The organism is Segniliparus rotundus DSM 44985 (assembly GCF_000092825.1).
Taxonomy (GTDB): domain Bacteria; phylum Actinomycetota; class Actinomycetes; order Mycobacteriales; family Mycobacteriaceae; genus Segniliparus; species Segniliparus rotundus.
In genome coordinates this window covers 1992239-2010981 of the sequence record NC_014168.1, presented here as the reverse complement: position 1 = coordinate 2010981, position 18743 = coordinate 1992239, and the positions used below count along the sequence as shown (strand labels likewise).

Here is an 18743-nt window from a genome sequence, read left to right as displayed (position 1 = left end):
CGCTCGCCGCCGCGGGTCACAGGGCTGCTTTGAGCGCGGCGAGCGATCGGTCGCGGGCTTCTTTGGCCACAGGGACGGCCGCTGCGAAACTGACATAACCGTGGGCGAGGGTTTCGGCGTTGTGCAGTTCGACCGGAACCCCGGCTTCCGCGAGCAGCTTGGCGTATGTCGTTCCGTCGTCTCGGATCGGGTCGTACTGCGCGGTGGCGATGTAGGCGGGCGGCAGCCCTGCCAGATTCCCGTTGACCGGAGCCGCTGTCGCGGGCAGGTCCGCAGGGGCGCCCGTTGCCGTGTCGCCGAGGTAGAATCGGCCGTAGAGTTCCATGTCCTTGCGGGTGAGCAATGGGCCGTGCGCGTTTTCCTCGGCGGAGGGGAGGGAGAGGTCGAAGGTGACGGCGGGGTACCAGAGCAGCTGGAACTTCAACGGCGGTCCGCCCGCGTCCCGTGCGAGCTGTGTGACGACGGCGGCCAGGTTGCCGCCAGCCGAGTCCCCGGCCACGGCGATGCGCCCCGGGTCTGCGCCGAGTTCCGCCGCGTGTTCGTGCGACCACAGCAGGGCGTCGAACGAGTCGTGCGCAGCGGCCGGATACGGGTGCTCGGGGGCGAGCCGGTAGTCCACGGCGACGACCACCGCTTCGGCTTTGGCGCTGATCGCGCGCGCGACTGGGTCGTGCGTCTCGAGGTCGCCTCGGGCGAACCCGCCGCCGTGGTAGAAAACGACGAGCGGGGCCGGCGCCGCAGAGTCTGTGTCCGGCCAGTAGATCCGGACGCCGATGGGGCCTTCCCGTCCCTCGATCTGCCGGTCTTGGGTCCGTTTGACTTTGGTCCGAGACCGATTGGCGAGCGCGAGGGCGCGGGCCGCAGCCCGTTCGGCGTGCAGAATCGCAAGGTCCTCGTCCATGGGCGCGAACCCGCCGCCTGCTGCGATTTGTTCGAGAATCGGGTCGAGGGGCATGGCTCTCCTTCGTGTCTGCGGATGTTCGCCACTGTACAACTGGTCGTGACGACAACTGGTCGTGATGCGGCAGGGGCTGGGCTGAGCCTTCGGCAGAGGAGGCGGGCAAGCAAGCGTACATTGATGCCATGGGTGTAGCGTCCGGCGAAAAAATCGTGCCTGGCCCGCGCTGGCCTGCGGCGGTGCAGACGTTCCTGGCTTTCACGCGAGGGTGGGAAGTGGGCAGTTGGTTGCGCGGGCACTACGCGAAGACCGTGGAAGTCCGGTCCTACCGACGAGGCTCCTGGGTTTCGATTCCGACATTGTTGACCAGCGATCCGGCTATGGCGCGGCAGGTGTTCGCCGGTTCGCCGAAGGTCTATCACGCGGGAGCCAGCAACGCCATTTTGGCGCCGGTGCTCGGGAAGCGTTCGCTTTTGAGCATCGACGGGGAGGACCACGCTCGGATTCGCAAGCTGCTGATGCCGTCGTTCGCCGGGGCGGCGCTGCGGGGCTATGCCTCAATGTTCGAGGAGCTGGCGGAAGCGGACGCGCAGCAATGGCCGACGGGCCGGGTGACGGCCGCGTTGGAGCACACGCACCGGCTCACGCTCGACATCATCCTGCGCACTGTGTTCGGGGTCAGCGACCCGCAGCGCTCGGCTGTGTTGCGCCCGCGCGTGCTGCGCGTGGCCTTGCCGGGGCCAGGAACCGCGCTCTGGGCTTGGGCGCCTCGGTCGGCGCGGCTCGGGGTGGCCCGGGGGTATCGGGGAAATCTCGCTGCATTGAACCGGATCCTCGCCGAGGAGATCGCCGCGCGTCGGGCGGATTCGGCAGTGCATGAGCGCAAAGACGTGCTCTCCCGGATGGTGGCGGCGAACGAGGACGGGGACCGGCTCTGCGACGAGGAGTTGCGCGACCAGCTGCTCACGCTGGTGATGGCAGGTTTTGAGACGACCGCCAAGGCTTTGGCGTGGTGTTTGCTGGACCTGGCGCACAACCCCGCCGCGCAGCAAAGGGCGCAGGCGGCGGCGGACGAGGGGGATGTCGAGCACTTGACCGCCGTCTTCAAAGAGACCTTGCGGCTGCACCCCGTGGTGTCCGGGGTGGCCCGATTGCTCATGGAGACCGACCAGATCGGCGAGCGCCGCCTCGCTGCTGGCTCTCGGGCAGCCATTTCTTTCTATCCGTTGCACCACGACGAAGAGCTGTTCCCGCAGCCGGAGGCATTCCGCCCGGAGCGCTTCCTCGATCAGAACCAGCCGCCCGGACACCATTGGGCTCCGTTCGGGGGCGGCGTGTACCGGTGCATCGGCGCGTCGTTCTCGCAGGCCGAAGCCGCAGCCATCCTGCGGTCGGTGTTGACCCGCTACACGGTTTCGCCGATGCGCGCCGAGATGGAGCCGCAGAGCCATATGCCGAACATCGTGATCGGCCCGAAGTTCGGCGGCCAAGTGCGCCTGGCCCGCCGCGAGCGGCGCTCGAAGCCTCCAGTTGCGCAGGCGGCGTTCGCGGAAGGGGGCGCGTGCCCTTTCAGCGCGCGCCGAGCCGGTTCGTGAAGAACCGGTACGCGAGCGCGGTCATGAACGCGGTCTGCTTGTTGTCCGCCGCCATGCCGTGGCCGCCTTCGATGTTCTCGTAGTAGAGAACCGGGTGGCCGCGCTCCTCGAAGCGCGCGGCGAGTTTGCGGGCGTGCCCCGGATGCACGCGGTCGTCTTTCGTCGACGTGGTGATGAGCATCGCCGGAGTTCGCCCGCCAGTCTCGGGGACATTGTGGTAGGGGGAGTAGGCCGCGAGGAATTCCCGGTCCGCTGGTGCTTCTGGGTCGCCGTATTCCGCCATCCATGACGCTCCGGCGAGCAACAGGTGGTAGCGCAGCATGTCGGTGAGCGGCACTTGGCAGACGATCGCGCCGAACCGTTCCGGGTAGCGCGTCGCCATCACGCCCATGAGCAGCCCTCCGTTGCTGCCGCCCATCGCGCCGAGCTGCGCCACGGTTGTGGCCCCTGTCTCGACCAGGTCGCTGGCCACGGACGCGAAATCGGCGAACCCTTGCGGCCTGTTCTCCCGCAGGACGCTCGTGTGCCAGGAAGGCCCGTACTCGCCGCCGCCCCGGATGTTCGCGAGCGCGTACGTCCCGCCGCGCCGCAGCCAGCCCAAGCCCAAAGCCGGGCTGTAGTTCGGAGTCATCGAGATCTCGAAGCCGCCGTACCCGTACAGGATCGTCGGACGGGCCTCGTCGAGGTGTTTGCCCACGAGGAAGTACGGGATTCTCGTCCCGTCCGTGGACACGGCGAAGCGTTGGCGCACTTCGACGCCGGTCGCGTCCCAGAAGGCGGGGGACTGTTTGACGACGTGCAGCCCTGTCTCTGGCGAACCGGCCAGAAGGCTGGACGGCGCGGTGAACGAGGTCGCCGTCAGGAACACGTCGTCGTCTTCGTCCGGATCGGTGGTCAGGACGCTGACTTGGGCGAACGGCGGCACTCCGGGCAGCTCGGCGGGCTGCCAGTCGCCGAGCGTGCGCAGCTGCAGCTCGGAGCGCACGTCGTGCAGCGTCTCCAGCACCAGATAGCTCAGGGTGAAGCCGAATCCGGCGAGGCTTGTGGAGCTGTCCGGGGTGAAGAGCACATGGGCTTCGGCCTCGCCGTCCATGAATTGCTCGTAATCGAAGACGAGCAGAGAGCCCTCCGGGTGGGTTGTGCCGCCGTATGCCCAGGGTGAGCGCGGGCGGATGAAAATCCAATCCTCGTGCACGGACGAGTCCGCGTCGAGCGGCACGGGGATCTCGATCAGCTCGCCGTCCTCCGCTCCGGGGGCGCGGCGGAGCTCGTATTGGGCTTTCTTGTGGAAATCCAGCATGCGGGCCACGAATTCCCGCTCGAAACCCGGCGTGCGGTCCGCCCAGGAGTGCACGAGGACGTCCTTGGTCTGCCCGGCGAAGATGATTTTCGCTTCCTCCAGCGGTTGCCCGCGCTCCCACCGCCGCGCCGTGCGCGGGTACCCCGAATCGGTGAGCGCCGCGACGCCGTGCTCGTCCGGCCCGAAGTCCGCTCCGACCAGGAGGGCGTCGCGATACGCCCAGGAGACGAAGTTTTTGCCCTCGGGCAGTTCGAAGCCTCCTGCGACGAACGACCGGCTGGTGATGTCGAACTCGCGCACCACCGACGCGTCGCTGCCGCCTCGGGAGAGGGTGACCAGGGCGAGGTCGCGGTCCGGGTAGAGCACCTTCGCCCCGCCCCACACCCAGTTCTCGCCTTCGGCCTCCGCGAGGGCGTCGAGGTCGAGGAGCACATCCCATGCCGGCTCCGCCGTTTTGTACGAGTCGTGGCTCGTCCGGCGCCACAAGCCTTTCGGGTGTTGTTCGTCACGCCAAAAGTTGTAGAGCCACTCGCCCCTGCGGGCGGGGTAGGGAATTCGCTCGTCGCTGTCGAGCGCGGCGAGAATTTGGTCTCTGAGCGTGTCGAATTCCTCGTCGCCGAGCGCGGCGACAGTGGCGGCGTTATGGTCTTGGACCCATGCCAGCGCTTGCTCGCCGGTCACCTCTTCGAGCCAGAGGAGATGGTCTTCGGGGAGCCGTTCGTCGCGAGTCACCGTGCCACCTTAGCCGAGCGGGCGACCGCCCTCGCGGAGCGAGAGGGACTTGAAGTAGGGTTTCTCTCGTGGCTGATGAATATGACGTTGTCCTGCTCGGCGCGGGGCCGGGAGGGTATGTCGCGGCGATCCGCGCGGCCCAGCTCGGTCTGTCCGTCGCGGTGATCGAAGAGAAATACTGGGGCGGTGTGTGCCTGAACGTGGGGTGCATCCCCTCCAAGGCTCTTCTGCGCAACGCGGAGATCGCGCACATCGTGCAGAAGCAGGCGAAGGAGTTCGGGATCTCCGGCGAGGTGAGCGCCGACTTCGGCGCCGCCTTCGACCGCAGCAGGAAGGTCGCGGACGGGCGGGTGCGCGGCGTGCACTTCCTCATGAAGAAGAACAACATCACCGAGTACTCGGGTTGGGGCGCTTTCCTGGACGCGAAGACCATCGAGGTGAAATCGCAGGACGGGACCACGACACAGGTGCGCGGCAAGAATGTCGTCATCGCCACCGGTTCGACGGTGAAACTTCCCCCTGGCGTCTCCGTCTCGAAGAACGTCGTGACCTACGAGGAGCAGATCCTCTCCCGCGAACTGCCCGGCTCCATCGTCATCGTCGGCGCTGGCGCGATCGGCGTCGAGTTCGCCTATGTGCTGCGCAACTACGGCGTCGAAGTGACCATCGTCGAATTCCTCGACAGAGTCCTGCCGAATGAGGACGCCGCCGTCTCCGCGGAGCTCCACAAGCAGTACCGCAAGCTCGGGGTCAAGCTCTTGACCTCCACCGCCGTGAAGTCGGTCCAGGACGACGGCTCCAAGGTGCATGTGGAGTACGAGAGCCGGGACGGGAAAGCTGGCTCCATCGATGTGGACCGGGTGATGCTCGCCATTGGCTTCTCGCCGCGCGTGCAGGGCTTCGGCCTGGAGAAGACGGGCGTGGCGCTGACCGAGCGGGGAGCCATCGCCATCGACGAGCGGATGCGCACCAATGTCGAGGGCGTCTACGCCATCGGCGATGTGACCGCGAAGCTCCAGCTCGCCCATGTCGCGGAGGCGCAGGGCGTCGTCGCGGCAGAGACGATCGCAGGCGCCCCGACCTTGGAGCTCGGCGACTATCGGCAGATGCCCAGGGCGACGTTCTGCGTCCCCCAAGTGGCCTCCTTCGGCCTCACTGAGGAACAGGCGAAAGCGGAGGGGCACGAGATCAAGACCGCCTCCTTCCCGTTCTCGGCGAACGGCAAGGCCGCAGGACTCGGCGAGAGCGCCGGTTTCGTCAAGCTCGTCGCCGACGCCAAGTACGGCGAGCTGCTGGGCGGGCACATGATCGGCCCCGATGTTTCTGAGCTTCTGCCCGAGCTGACGCTCGCGCAGAAGTGGGACCTCACCGTTGAGGAGCTGATCCGGAACGTGCACACGCACCCGACCCTTTCCGAGGCGCTGCAAGAAGCGCTCCACGGGCTCGCGGGCCATATGATCAACTTCTGATTCCGCAGTTCCTGGTTTCGCGGCGCCGCCGCAGGGCTCGCCTGTTGCTTCTCCTGGCTGACGGCTACGGATGCGCTCCTGCTTTGGGCCGTGCGAACAACACGACAGGGGCGACGCAGGCCAGGGTCATGCCCGCCACGAAAAACGCCGTGGTGCAGCCGACGAGTTCGGCGGCTTGGCCGCCTTCGGCCACGAAGTGCTTTGCGCTGGCGTACTTCTGGCTGAGGAAAGCAGTGCCAAGCGCCCCGCCGATCTGTCCGTACGCGGTGAACATCGCGCTCGCGGAACCCGCCTCGCTGTTGCGCACGCCCACCAGCGCCAAATCCGGCAAGCACACCGAAAGCACCCCGAGGCCCAGCCCGAACACGGTTATCATGGGCAGCATCCGCGTCGCGTAGTCGTCGTCCGGGCTGATCCGGGAGAACAGCAGCATGCCGGTTGCGGCGAGCAGCGAGCCGACGACGCTGAGCGCGCGGATTCCCGCCCACTCGGAGAGCTTTGCGACCGAAAGGCCGCCGATCAGGATGCCGGCCAAGATGGGCAGCAGCCGCAGGCCGGTTTCTGAAGGGTTGTACCCGCGCAGTTTCTCCATGTATGTCGCGAGGAACAGGGTGCCGCCGAGGACGCCGGAGAGCGTGAACGCGTTGCCGAGCGACGCGAGCGTGCATGTGCGGTCGAGCAAAACGCTCGGCGGCGTGAGCGGCGCGGGCGCATGCTGTTCGACGAAGACGAAACACCATGTGAACACCACGAACAGCGCGAGGCAGAGAAAGACGGGGATGCGCGAGCGCTCGGCCTCGACGTGGTAGATCCCGACGCCGAGCGTGAAGAACGCGACGATGGAGAGCGCCGAGCCGAACAGGTCGTAGCCGCGCCGTCCGGTCTCGTGCCCGCCCTGGAGCAGGAACAACACGAGGTAGAAGATCAGCAGCGCCAACGGAACATTGACCAAGAGGCACCATCGCCAGCTCGCGTATTGGGCGAGCATGCCGCCGAGGACCAATCCTGAGGCGGTGCCGAAGACCGCCGTCGTGCCAATGACCACGAACGCAAAGGCGCGTTCGCGCTTGCCCGCGAAGGAATTGCTCACCAACGCGAGCACAGCGGGGGCGAGCAGAGCCGCGAAGCTGCCTTGCGCCGAGCGGGCGACCAGCAGTTCGCTGGCGTTCGAAGCGCCCCCGCCGAGCATGGACACCACCCCGAAACCCGCTATGCCGATGAGGAAAGCGCGCCGGGGACCCCAGGAGTCCACGGCGCGTCCGCCGAGCAGGAGGAAGAGCCCGTGGAAGAAGACGTAGAAAGCGATCACGCTCGTGCGCTCGGGGTCATTGAGCTGTAAATCGCCCTGTACCTGGGGCAGTGCGACGCTCATGATCGTCGTGTCGAGGTTGAGGACGAACTGGGTCGCGCCGCCGATAGCGAGCACCGGCCAAAGCCCCCGATTGCTCGCGCCGCTCTTCGCGGCGGGTTCGACGGGCCTTGGCCCGGTCTGGTCGAACTCCGGCGAAAAGCCTTCGCCCGAGTTCGTCATGGGATGAAAGTAGCAATTGCGGGCTTCGCTGGCAAGAGATGCGCGGTCTGAAATGCGTGGAACCAAAACGCTTCGTGATACGTTCAGTGAGATAAGGGCGCGCTCAAACGCCCACAGAATCTGCATTCCGGGTAGGCTGGGAAACCAGAGAACCGGACATGAGAGAATACGAAAGGACTCACGGTGCGTCAGAGCAGCAACCCAGTTTTCCGAAGCCTCTCCAGGCCCGGTGCCCAAGCTGGTGCTTACCAGTACGGCCAGCAGTCGCACGCTGTGTACCAGCAGGCCCCGCTCAACTACCAGTACCAGGCCCCGGCCGCCTCGCGCACCCTTTCTGTCGACGACGTCGTGGCGAAGACGGCGACCAGCCTCGCGGTGCTGGCCGTCACCGCCGTGGCTTCCTACGTGCTGACCCTGCAAACCCCGGCGCTCGGCGGCCCCATCGCCATGATCGCCGGTCTGGTGGGCTTGGGCCTGGTTTTGTTCGCGACCTTCGGGCGCCAGCAGGACAACCCCGCCGTGGTGCTCGGCTACAGCGTGGTCGAGGGGCTTTTCGTCGGCGCTGTCACGAATGCGCTCACTCTGCAGTTCCAGGGCGTGGAGGCCGGAAAGCTCATCGGCATGGCGTTGGTCGGCACCTTCGGCGTGTTCGCGGGCATGCTCGGTGTGTACAAGACGGGAGCAGTGCGGGTCACGCCGCGCTCCACCCGCATTGCCACGGGGCTGATCTTCGGCGTCGTGGCGCTGGGTTTGGTGAACTTCATCGCCTCGTTCTTCACCCCAGGCGGGCTGGGGCTGTACTCCCACGGCCCCATCGCGATCATCTTCTCGCTGCTCTGCATCGGTTTGGCGGCGTACAGCTTCCTGATCGACTTCGACCAGGCCGACCAGCTGATCCGGGCTGGCGCGCCGCAGAAAGCGGCCTGGGGCGTCGCCCTCGGCCTGACGGTCACGATCGTCTGGCTCTACCTGGAAATCCTTCGCCTGCTCGTGAATTTGAACTCGAGCGACTAGACAATTCGAGCGACAATACCCGGCTTCGGCCGCATCACACAGGGAGTCCCGGCTGCGCCGCAGCCGGGACTCCCTGTTAATGTGCCATCGAACACATTTGCACGCGGAGCGGCGATTGACCCCGAAAGGCGGCTATGGGCTCGAAGGAGCGGCCAGACAACCCCGGCGCGGGCGGCGGGAAAGCCGCCGCCGACGAACAGGCGGCGGTGGTGTGGGAGCAGTATTCGAGAACAAGCCTCAACGCCAAGATCGTCCGATTCTTCCTGTGGCTGACGGTGCGCAAAGCGCTTGCCTTCCTCGCCTACATGCCGAGGGTGCGGCACCCGTGGGCGCTCGCGGACATGCTTGCCTCGCTGGTCGTCTTCCCCGAGCGCGGTTACCACGGAGCCTTGGTCAGGCTGCCGCACTGTGACGCGCTGTGGCACACCAAAAACCGCAAGGACGAGCCGAGGGCGATCCTGTACCTGCACGGCGGCGGCTTTATCTCGTGCGGCCTGCACACGCACCGCGGACTGGCCACCAAGATCGCCGATGCCGCGCAGGCCTCTGTGCTCTCCGTCGGCTACCGGCAGCTCCCCGAGCATTACGTCGACGAGTCCGTCGAAGACTGCGTCCTCGGTTACCGTTGGTTGCTGGACGGGGGGTACACGCCGGAGCAGATCGCCCTCGCGGGCGACTCGGCAGGCGGCTACCTGGTGTTCGCGACTGCTTTCCGGCTTCGACAGGAAGGTTTGCCGCTGCCTGCGGCTCTGGTGGGGATCTGCCCGTTCACGGACTGGACTTTGCGCACCAAGACCAACCACCGCAACGAGTCCCGCGACGCTTTCCTGTCCCGGCCCCTCTTGTACTACATCGAGCGGAAAATGGGCGAGGCCAGGGACCGGGCGACTGTGGACAATGCCGTCCCGCCCCAGATCGACCTCTTCGATCAGCCGGCTCGAGGATTTCCGCCGGTGCTGCTGCACGCCTCTTCGAGCGAAGTCCTCCTTCCGGACGCCCAACGTCTCGCCACAACACTGGCTGAGGCCGCAGTGCCGGTGACCGCCAAGCTCTGGCGAGGCCAGCCGCACGACTTCCACATCATGAGCGCGCTCATACCGGAAGCAAAAAGAGCGATAGCCGACATTGGGGAGTTCGTCCAGAGCGCGACGAGCATTGCTGGCGAAGCCGACTGCGAGCACGACGAAGACGAATAACCCTGCCTGGGTCAGCGCATGTCGAGCGGAGCAGCGCGCTGTGGCGAGGACCATGAGCTCCGGCATTCGGCGAACAGCGCTCGTTCATCTCTGCCTCTGCGCGCGGGCCTGGTGTGGGATGATGAAGGCATGCGCATCGCGGGACACGTCACAGAGCTCATCGGGAACACGCCCCTTGTCCGACTGAACTCGGTGGCGCCAGCCGGTGCGGCGACCGTGGCGGTGAAACTCGAGTATCTCAACCCGGGAGCCAGCTCCAAGGACCGTATTGCCGCGAAAATGGTCGACGAGGCGGAAAAAGCCGGGCTGCTCAAACCTGGCGGGACCATCGTGGAGCCGACGTCGGGCAACACCGGGGTCGGTCTTGCCCTCGTCGCGCAGCAGCGAGGCTACAAATGTGTCTTCATCTGCCCGGACAAAGTCAGCGAAGACAAGCAGAACGTGCTCAGAGCCTATGGGGCGCAGGTTGTGGTGTGCCCGACTGCCGTCCCGCCGGAGCACCCCAACAGCTATTACAGCGTCTCAGATCGGCTCGCCAAGGAGACCGAGGGCGCTTGGAAGCCGAACCAATACGTCAATCCTGCGGGCCCGGCCAGTCATTACGAGAGCACCGGACCGGAAATTTGGCGGGACACCGACGGGAAAATCACCCACTTCGTCGCGGGCATCGGCACCGGCGGCACGATCAGCGGGGCTGGCCGGTACCTCAAAGACGTCTCCGACGGGGCGGTGCGGGTCGTCGGGGCCGATCCGGAGGGCTCGGTGTATTCGGGCGGGACCGGACGGCCGTATCTTGTGGAAGGGGTGGGCGAGGACTTCTGGCCCGACGCGTACGACCGGACAGTGACCGACGAGATCCTTGCCGTCTCCGACGCGGACTCGTTCAACATGACTCGCAGGCTCGCGCGGGAGGAGGGCCTTCTGCTCGGCGGCTCGAGCGGGCTCGCCGTGGTCGCCGCGATCAGGGTCGCGCAGCGCATCGGCCCGGACGGGCTCGTGGTCGCGCTCCTTCCGGACGGCGGTCGGGGGTATCTGTCGAAGATCTTCAACGACTCGTGGATGCGCTCATACGGATTCTTGCGCACCCGCCTCGACGGCACCGCCGACGAGCACACCGTCGGCGAGATCCTGCGGGGCAAGTCCGGGGAGCTGCCGAGTTTTGTGCACACGCATCCGCAGGAGACGATCCGCGACGCCATCGACATTCTTGCCGAGTACGAGGTCTCCCAGATGCCGGTCGTCGGAGCCGAACCCCCGATCATGCTCGGCGAAGTCGCGGGCTCGGTGGACGAGCGCGAACTGCTCTCCGCTGTGTTCAGCGGTCGGGCGAGCCTGGCCGACCCGGTGAACAAGCATATGAGCCCGCCGTTCCCGTTCATCGGCATCGGCGAGCCGTTCTCCCAGGCGATCAAGGCGCTGGGGGAGTCGAACGCGCTGATGGTGGTCGAGGACGGCAAGCCGGTCGGCGTCATCACCCGGCAAGACCTTCTCAACTTCCTGCGCACAGCGAAGTGACTGATTTCCCGCTGGCCGCAGATCGGCCGGCGGTGCGCCGTCCGCCCGCCCGACTAGACTGCTCAGGGTGAGCGCACAGGATTTCTCCCAACAAGGTTTCTCCACTCGGGTCATCCATCCCGACCACGAATTGGACCCCGCATTCGGCGCGGTGAACGCGCCGATCTACGCGACTTCCACCTTCGCCCAGGACGGTGTGGGCGGCCTCAAAGGAGGGTACGAGTACTCGCGCAGCGCCAACCCGACTCGCACCGCGCTCGAGAAGACGCTCGCGGCGAGCGAGACGGCGCAGCACGCCAGGGCGTTCAGCTCGGGCTTGGCCGCCACGGACGCGGTGCTGCGCGCGCTTGTGAAGCCTGGCGAGCACCTTGTCATCCCGCACGACGCGTACGGGGGGACCTTCCGGCTCGTGGACAAGATCCTGCGCCCGTGGGGCGTCGCGTACTCCATTGCCAAATCCCATGAACCGCAGGCCTTCGTGGACCAGATCACCCCGCAGACCAAGGCGATCTGGGTGGAGACGCCGAGCAATCCGCTGCTCTCGGTCACTGACATCGCCGCGCTGGCCGAAGCCGCGCGCTCGGCGCAGGTCGCGCTGCTTGTGGACAACACGTTCGCATCGCCCTATTTGCAGCGCCCATTGGAGCTCGGGGCGCATGCGGTGGTCCACTCCGCCACGAAATACCTTGGTGGGCACTCCGACGTCATCGGCGGGGCGGTGGTCACGAATGATTCGGAGCTCGACGCCGCCGTGGGATTTTTGCAGAACGGCTCCGGCGCGGTGCCGAGCCCGTTCGACGCGTTCCTGATTCGCCGGGGCATGCTCACGCTCGGCGTCCGGGTCCAGCGTCAGAGCGAGAGCGCGCTCAGGATCGCCGAGCACCTTGCCGATCATCCGAAAGTCGTCAAAGTGCTCTATCCGGGCCTTGCGGGCGACCCCGGCCACCATATCGCCGCCGCGCAGATGCGCGGCGGATTCGGCGGGATGCTCTCAGTCCGCTTGCGCGGCGGGGAACAGGCCGCGCTCGACCTGTGCGCCCGCGTCAAGGTCTTCACCCTCGGCGAGTCGTTGGGCGGCGTTGAATCGCTCATCGAGCACCCCGCGCGGATGACCCATGCCTCCGTGGTGGGGTCGGATCTGGAGGTGCCGACTGACCTGGTGCGGCTCTCTGTCGGCCTTGAGGACGTCGGGGACCTGATCGCCGATCTCGACGAGGCATTGGGTTAGACGGTCCGCCTCGCTGGGCGGTTCTCTCTCTCGAGTTGGCGCTGCGCTCCCGCGCAGCACGTTCCCGGGCGCCGGATGTTCCTGGCGCGAGGACAGCCCGCGGGCGCTACCCGTGGTACGGCTCCGCGCTCACCAAGGTCACCTTGACGACCGCTCCGTTCGGCACGGTGTATTCCCTTGTCTCGCCGACCTTGGCGTCGAGAAGCGCGCCGCCGAGCGGGGAGTTGGGGGAGTACACCTCGAGTTTGCCGCCCTGGGCTCCTTCTTCGCGGGTGGCGATGAGGAAGGTCTCGGTGTCGGATTTGTCGCCGTCGTAGTACACCGTCACCACCGACCCGGGCAGGGCCACGCCGGACTGCGTCGGAGCCGCGCCGACCTTGGCGGTCGCCAGGAGGTCCTGCAATTGGCGGATGCGAGCCTCTTGCTGCCCTTGCTCTTCGCGGGCGGCGTGGTAGCCGCCGTTCTCCTTCAGGTCGCCCTCTTCGCGCCGTTCGTTGATCTCGGCGGCCAGGACGGGCCGGTTGGCGATCAGCGAGTCGAGTTCGGCCTTCAACCGGTCATGGGCCTCTTGCGTCAACCAGGTCACGTTCTCAGTCATCGTCATGTGTCCTCTACTTCTTCGATTTGGGACTTGCCGGCTTTCCGGTCCGCGGGGCGCCTCCCCAGGCGTCACGGTCTGTGGGAGAGCGGCCAACCGCTCACAGCGCCGTCGGCGCTCGCCGACGAGGCAGAACGGTTGTCCTGCCGTCAGCTGCTGGGCGCTGCAGGTGTTTTGCCTTCACCAAGCATTACGCGCCGTGGACTCCACGGCGCGCTTGCGTCTAGAATACCACGCTGTGCCGTTCGCTAACATAAAGATGAGGATTGTGACGCAGATCCGACGGGGCGGAACTGCATGAGCGGCTTGCGGCTGATGGCCGTTCACGCGCATCCCGACGACGAGTCCAGCAAGGGCGCGGCCACAACGGCGCGATACGCCGCCGAAGGCAATGAGGTCCTGGTGGTGACCCTCACCGGTGGAGAACGCGGGGACGTTCTCAATCCTGCGCTGGACGCTCCTGCGGTCAAAGCGAACCTCCCGGCGATCCGCCGCCAGGAAATGGCCGAGGCGGCTCGCATCCTCGGCGTGTCCCATCACTGGCTGGGCTATGTGGACTCGGGATTTCCCGAGGGCGACCCGCCCCCGCCGTTGCCCGAGGGGTCCTTCGCGGCAGTGCCGATCGAAGAGCCGTTGCGCGATCTCGTCGCCGTCGTCCGGCGGTTCCGTCCGCACGTGATGACCACGTATGACGAGAAGGGCGGCTACCCGCATCCGGACCATGTCCGCTGCCACGAGGTGTCGATGGCGGCGTTCGAGGCTGCCGCGGACCCCGGACGTTTCCCCGAAGCCGGACCCGCTTGGCAGGTGAGCAAGATCTATTACGACCACGCGTTCATCCGCAAACGCCTGGTGCAATTCCACGAGCTGCTCCTCGAACGGGACGGGGAGAGCCCTTACACCGAGCTCTTGGCGAATGTGCCGGAGGACGAGGACAAGTCGCACCGGGTCACCACGAGCGTGCCGTGCGCGGCGTACTTCCCTCAGCGGGAAGCCGCCCTTTTGGCGCATCGCTCGCAGGTCGACCCGAACGGTTTCTTTTTCGCGGTGCCCGTCGCGCTGCAACAGCAGTATTGGCCGACGGAAGAGTTCGAGCTCGCCCGTTCCTTGGTTCCGACAAGCCAGCCGGAGAACGATCTTTTCGCAGGAGTGCAAGCCCCATGACGTCAGATTTTGTGATCCAGCTTCTCGCTGTGGGGCCGCCTGGGCCCGAACAGGGCAAGGGGTCCCCGTGGGGCGTCGTGGTGATGCTGCTCTTGGCCATCGCGGTGTTCGTTCTCGGCTGGTCGATGCAGAAGCACCTCAAGAAGATTCCGAAGAGCTTCGACACGCCAGACGCGCAAGAGCGGGCCGACGACGAGGACGCCCCGCGCGGCTAGGTTTCTTTTGCGCGGTCAGATGATCGCGATCACTGCGAACCACACGGCTATGTGATGGCAGATTGCGGCGATTGCCGTCGCCGCGTGGAAGAACTCGTGGTGGCCGAATGTTTTCGGCCACGGATTCGGCCATTTGGTCGCGTACAGGATCGCACCGAAGCTGTACAAGACGCCGCCCACGGCGAGCAGCGCCACGGGGACCACGCCGCCTTTCGACAAGATCTCCGGCGTCACGAACACGCACACCCAGCCGAGGGCGAGGTACAAAACGACCCCGAGCCACTTGGTCGAGTGCGGGAAGCAGACTTTCAGCACCGCTCCGGCCACCGCCCCGGCCCACACCACGGACAAGATCCAATGGTAGGTCCCGGGTTGGAGCAACAGGTAGCAGAACGGCGTGTAGGTGCCCGCGATGAACAAGAAGATCATCGAGTGGTCGAGACGCTTCATCAACCCCCTGGACTGCGGGGTCTTCCAGTGGATCCGGTGATAGGTCGCGCTCACTCCGAACATCGCGCAGACCGTCAGCGAGTAGAGCGCCGTGGCGAATCCTGCGCGCGCCCCGGCGTGCGTTGCCGCGAAGCCGACCAAGGCGATCCCGCACACCACGGAAGCGGCGCAGGCCCAGACGTGGATCCAGCCGCGCATGCGGGGTTTGACGGGCACGGATGCTGGCGCCGGGCCGCGGGAATCGCTTTCAGTCATCGCGCTCGTCATCATGCCGCTCCTTTCGGCATACAGGATAAGCTGTCCCGGTGACATCCTTCACTGTGCCCACGCTGATCGGAGGTTCGGCCGAGTACCAGGGCGGTTGGCGCGAAGTGGCCGAGGGAACATGGGCCTGGTTGCAGCCCAACGGCAGGCTCGGCGAGTCGAATGCGGGTCTGATCTGCGGTGACGGCGAAGCTTTGCTCATCGACACGCTCTGGGACCCGATCATCACTCAGCGAATGCTCGACGCCGCTCCCGTGTCCGCGGACACTATCGCGGTCGTCGTCAACACGCACGGCGACGGAGACCATTGCTGGGGGAACCAGCTCCTCGCGGGTCGGCGGATCATCGCCGCCGAAGGCGCGAGGGAGGACATGGTCGAGTTCCGTCCCCGCGTCCTGGCGGCTGGAGGCCGGTTCGGCTCGCTCGTGGGACCTGCGCTCGAACGTCTGCCCTTCCGCGGGCGGCTCCCCGGCCTGCGCCCCGCGATGGTGCTCTCGGATTTTCTCCGGTCCTGCGGCCAGTACCGTTTCGGCGGTGTGCGGCTCGCTTTTCCCACGGAACTGTTCGCCGGCTCGCTCACGTTGGACGTCGGCGGGCGCCGGGTGGATCTGCTCAAAGTCGGCCCTGCGCACACCAAAGGCGACCTTCTCGCCCATGTGCCCGACGTCGACGTCGTTTTCGCGGGCGACATCCTTTTCTCGGGAGTCACGCCGATCATGTGGGAGGGGCCGGCCGAGCGGTGGGTCGCGGCGTTGGACCGGATTCTCGCGTTCGAGCCGAAGACCGTCGTGCCGGGACACGGCCCGGTGAGCACCACAGCGCAAGTCACGGCGCTGCGCGCCTACTGGGAGCTTGTCCTGCGGGAAGGCGCCGACCGGCATAAGGCGGGACAGAGCGCGCTGGCCGCGGCCGAGGGCATTGTGGGCGGCGGCGAATTCGCGGAGCGCGGTTTCCGCGAATGGCACGACGTGGCGCGGCTCGGGGTGAGCCTCACCGTCATTTTTGACCGGCTCTCGGGCCGTGAGGGCTCTGCCTCCCTGCGGGCCAGGGGGCTTTTGGCCATGGCGCGGTTGGCCTCGACGGACACGCTGGCGGCCCTATGCTGAAGCGCGGCAACCCAGTGCGGCGGGCAGTGGCCCGAGCGGCGTACGGCCTGTACGAGCGGCAGGTGGAGAAACAGTTGCGCGGCGCGAAACTGCCCCAGCACATCGCGGTGCTCTGCGACGGCAATCGGCGTTGGGCTCGGGCGAACGGTTTCGCGGACGTCAGCCACGGGCATCGGGTCGGGGCGTTGAAAATCGCCGAGTTCTTGTCCTGGTGCGACGCCGAGGGCGTCGGCCATGTCACCGTCTGGCTTTTGTCCACCGAGAACCTCCGACGCGACCCCGAAGAGCTCGCTGCGCTGCTCGACGTCATCCACGAAGTCGTGGCCGAGCTGTGCGCGCCGGACAAGAACTGGCAGGTGCGGATTGTGGGAGCCCTGGAGTTCTTGCCGGAGGAGTTCGCCACGAACCTCCTGCGTTCCGCCAAACAGACGGTCGGCCGCACGGGCAACCACGTCAACGTCGCGGTCGGCTACGGCGGGCGGCAGGAGATTTCCGACGCCGTGCGCTCGCTTGTCGCCGAGAAACTCTCGGCAGGGCTCACCGGCAACGAGCTTGTGCAGTCCATCGACGTGGCAGGCATTGGCGAGCACCTGTACACCTCTGGCCAGCCAGACCCGGACCTGGTGATACGCACATCGGGCGAGCAACGCCTCTCTGGCTTTTTGCTCTGGCAGAGCGTGCACTCCGAAATATGGTTCACCGAGGCGTACTGGCCGGAGTTCCGCCGGGTGGATTTCTTGCGGGCGCTGCGCGACTACGCCGCCCGTCACCGGCGATTCGGAGTCTGACCGCCGCCCCGATAGACTGGGGCGTCAAGACTTTCTCATCAAGGAGCTTCATTCGTGTTCAGTTCGCTGTCAGACCGCCTGGTCGGAGCGCTTTCCCAGCTCCGGGGCAAAGGGAAGCTGTCCGAAGAGGACATCGACGTCACCTGCAAGCACATCCGCATCGCCCTGCTTGAGGCGGACGTCGCCCTGCCGGTGGTGCGCGAGTTCGTCGCACGGGTGAAGGAGCGGGCCAAAGGGGTTGCCCTCTCGGGCGCCTTGAACCCGGCCCAACAGGTCGTGAAGATCGTCGACGAGGAGCTCACGGAGATCCTCGGCGGCGAGTCCCGCCGGTTGTGGCTCGCCAAAACGCCGCCCACGGTCATCATGCTCGTCGGCCTGCAGGGCGCGGGCAAGACCACGCTCGCCGGCAAGCTCGCCAAATGGCTCAAGAGCCAGGGGCACGCCCCGCTCTTGGTCGCCTGCGACCTGCAGCGTCCTGGGGCGGTCAAGCAGCTCCAAGTGGTCGCCGAGCGAGCAGGTGTCGCTGTTCACGCCCCCCAGCCCGGCGCGAGCCTGGAGCACGACGGCGTGACAGCAGGGGACCCGGTGGCGGTCGCCCGCTCGGGTGTTCAGCTCGCCCGCGAACAGCACCACGACGTGGTCGTGGTGGACACGGCTGGCCGGCTCGGCGTCGACCAGGAGCTCATGGCGCAAGCCGCCGCGATCCGCGACGCGGTGTCGCCCGACGAGGTGCTGTTCACTGTCGACGCGATGATCGGCCAGGACGCGCTGCACGCCGCGACCGCGTTCGACCAGGGCGTCGGGTTCACCGGTGTCGTGCTCACCAAGCTCGACGGCGACGCCCGGGGCGGAGCGGCCCTGTCGGTCCGGCAGGTGACGGGCAAGCCGATCCTGTTCGCCTCCTCGGGGGAGAAACTCGAAGATTTCGACGTCTTCCACCCTGACCGCATGTCGAGCCGCATCCTCGACATGGGCGATCTCCTCTCCCTGATCGAGCAGGCGCAGCGCGTTTTCGACGAGCGCGAAGCCGAAGAGGCCGCGCAGAAAATGGCCTCGGGGGAGATGACTCTGCAGGACTTCCTCCAGCAGCTCAAACAGATGCGCCAGCTCGGGCCGCTCGCCAACGTCCTCGGGATGCTGCCCGGCGCGGGCCAGATGAAAGACGCGCTCGCGAATGTGGACGAGCGCGATTTGGACCGGCTCGAAGCCATCATTTGCGGTATGACCCCAGGCGAGCGGGCCGATCCGAAGATCATCAACGCGTCGCGGCGGATGCGGATCGCCAACGGCTCGGGGGTGACGGTGAACCAGGTGAACCAGCTCGTCGACCAGTTCTTCCAGATGAAAAAAGTCATGGGCCAGCTCGCCGGCGGCATGTTCGGCGGTGGTTTCGGCTCCCGCCCCAGCAAAGCCAAGGCGAAGGCGGCCAAGAAGGGCAAGGGCAAAAAGGGCAGGGGGCCGCAGCGCCAGCCGGCGGGCGGCCTGCCCGGCGCGCCCGGCCTGCCGCAGGGCCTCTACGACCTTCCGCCGGGGCTGGAAGACGTCGATCTTTCCTCGCTCCAGCTGCCGCCGATGCCGAATTTCCCAGGGTTTCCAGGTCGGTGATGCGCTGCGCGAGCGCGCCATTTGTCTGAACAGAACATTTCTGGCAAGATGAACACCCGGATTTGTGCGCGGGTC

At 66.5% G+C, this 18743-nt stretch carries 16 protein-coding genes; 11 read left to right on the top strand and 5 right to left on the bottom strand.

The features are described 5' to 3' along the window. Positions 1 to 16 precede the first annotated feature (16 nt). A complete protein-coding gene (locus SROT_RS09930) occupies positions 17 to 955 on the bottom strand; it encodes an alpha/beta hydrolase (RefSeq protein WP_013138896.1) in 939 nt (312 codons plus the stop codon). Positions 956 to 1083: 128 nt separating this feature from the next. Between SROT_RS09930 and SROT_RS09925 the strand changes: the two genes are divergently transcribed. Beyond that, complete coding sequence (locus SROT_RS09925; RefSeq protein ID WP_013138895.1) at positions 1084 to 2493, top strand: cytochrome P450; 1410 nt, start codon at positions 1084 to 1086, stop codon at positions 2491 to 2493. Here SROT_RS09925 and SROT_RS09920 read toward each other — a convergent pair. Further along, positions 2468 to 4525: a prolyl oligopeptidase family serine peptidase gene (locus SROT_RS09920; RefSeq protein WP_013138894.1), complete on the bottom strand. Its 2058-nt coding sequence runs from the start codon at positions 4523 to 4525 to the stop codon at positions 2468 to 2470. The two genes, SROT_RS09925 and SROT_RS09920, sit on opposite strands and share 26 nt — an antisense overlap. 68 nt (positions 4526 to 4593) lie before the next feature. On the opposite strand from SROT_RS09920, the gene lpdA reads away from it, so the two are divergent. Further along, positions 4594 to 5994, top strand: coding sequence for a dihydrolipoyl dehydrogenase (gene lpdA / locus SROT_RS09915; RefSeq protein ID WP_013138893.1), 1401 nt, complete (start codon positions 4594 to 4596; stop codon positions 5992 to 5994). 64 nt (positions 5995 to 6058) lie between these two features. Here the strand turns inward: lpdA and SROT_RS09910 are convergent, their stop codons facing one another. After that, entirely contained in the window at positions 6059 to 7525 is a 1467-nt protein-coding gene (locus tag SROT_RS09910; protein WP_013138892.1) for an MFS transporter, read from the bottom strand. Between the two features lie 183 nt (positions 7526 to 7708). Between SROT_RS09910 and SROT_RS09905 the strand changes: the two genes are divergently transcribed. The 4 genes from SROT_RS09905 (at position 7709) to SROT_RS09890 (ending at position 12478) form a co-directional block, all read left to right on the top strand. Then, a complete protein-coding gene (locus tag SROT_RS09905; protein WP_013138891.1) occupies positions 7709 to 8539 on the top strand; it encodes a Bax inhibitor-1/YccA family protein in 831 nt (276 codons plus the stop codon). A gap of 134 nt (positions 8540 to 8673) precedes the next feature. Beyond that, positions 8674 to 9735: an alpha/beta hydrolase gene (locus SROT_RS09900; RefSeq protein ID WP_013138890.1), complete on the top strand. Its 1062-nt coding sequence runs from the start codon at positions 8674 to 8676 to the stop codon at positions 9733 to 9735. Between the two features lie 129 nt (positions 9736 to 9864). Further along, positions 9865 to 11250, top strand: a complete 1386-nt coding sequence (locus SROT_RS09895; RefSeq protein ID WP_013138889.1) for a cystathionine beta-synthase — start codon at positions 9865 to 9867, stop codon at positions 11248 to 11250. A 67-nt stretch (positions 11251 to 11317) separates the two neighbouring features. Beyond that, positions 11318 to 12478: a cystathionine gamma-synthase gene (locus SROT_RS09890; RefSeq protein ID WP_013138888.1), complete on the top strand. Its 1161-nt coding sequence runs from the start codon at positions 11318 to 11320 to the stop codon at positions 12476 to 12478. 106 nt (positions 12479 to 12584) lie between these two features. Here SROT_RS09890 and greA read toward each other — a convergent pair whose 3' ends face one another. Then, positions 12585 to 13082 (bottom strand): transcription elongation factor GreA, encoded by a 498-nt coding sequence (gene greA, locus SROT_RS09885; protein ID WP_148223414.1) that lies wholly within the window; start codon positions 13080 to 13082, stop codon positions 12585 to 12587. 291 nt (positions 13083 to 13373) lie between these two features. Here greA and mca point away from each other — a divergent pair, with 291 nt between their 5' ends. Both mca and SROT_RS09875 read left to right on the top strand, forming a co-directional pair. Further along, positions 13374 to 14240, top strand: a complete 867-nt coding sequence (gene mca, locus SROT_RS09880) for a mycothiol conjugate amidase Mca (protein ID WP_013138886.1) — start codon at positions 13374 to 13376, stop codon at positions 14238 to 14240. Continuing rightward, on the top strand, positions 14237 to 14455 hold the full coding sequence (locus SROT_RS09875; protein WP_013138885.1) for a hypothetical protein: 219 nt from the start codon (positions 14237 to 14239) through the stop codon (positions 14453 to 14455). Before mca ends, SROT_RS09875 begins: the two co-directional genes overlap by 4 nt. A gap of 15 nt (positions 14456 to 14470) precedes the next feature. On the opposite strand, the gene trhA is transcribed toward SROT_RS09875, so the two are convergent. After that, positions 14471 to 15160: a PAQR family membrane homeostasis protein TrhA gene (gene trhA / locus SROT_RS09870; protein WP_049773427.1), complete on the bottom strand. Its 690-nt coding sequence runs from the start codon at positions 15158 to 15160 to the stop codon at positions 14471 to 14473. A 50-nt stretch (positions 15161 to 15210) separates the two neighbouring features. Here trhA and SROT_RS09865 point away from each other — a divergent pair, with 50 nt between their 5' ends. From SROT_RS09865 to ffh, 3 genes are read left to right on the top strand one after another with little or no spacing between them, the layout of a single operon-like run. Further along, entirely contained in the window at positions 15211 to 16275 is a 1065-nt protein-coding gene (locus tag SROT_RS09865) for an MBL fold metallo-hydrolase (protein ID WP_013138883.1), read from the top strand. Continuing rightward, positions 16269 to 17063 carry an isoprenyl transferase gene (locus SROT_RS09860; RefSeq protein WP_013138882.1) on the top strand — a complete coding sequence of 265 codons (795 nt, stop codon included), beginning with the start codon at positions 16269 to 16271 and terminating at the stop codon, positions 17061 to 17063. The genes SROT_RS09865 and SROT_RS09860 overlap by 7 nt, the downstream gene beginning before the upstream one ends. Before the next feature lie 54 nt (positions 17064 to 17117). Continuing rightward, complete coding sequence (gene ffh, locus SROT_RS09855) at positions 17118 to 18668, top strand: signal recognition particle protein (RefSeq protein ID WP_013138881.1); 1551 nt, start codon at positions 17118 to 17120, stop codon at positions 18666 to 18668. The last annotated feature ends 75 nt before the right edge of the window (positions 18669 to 18743 follow it).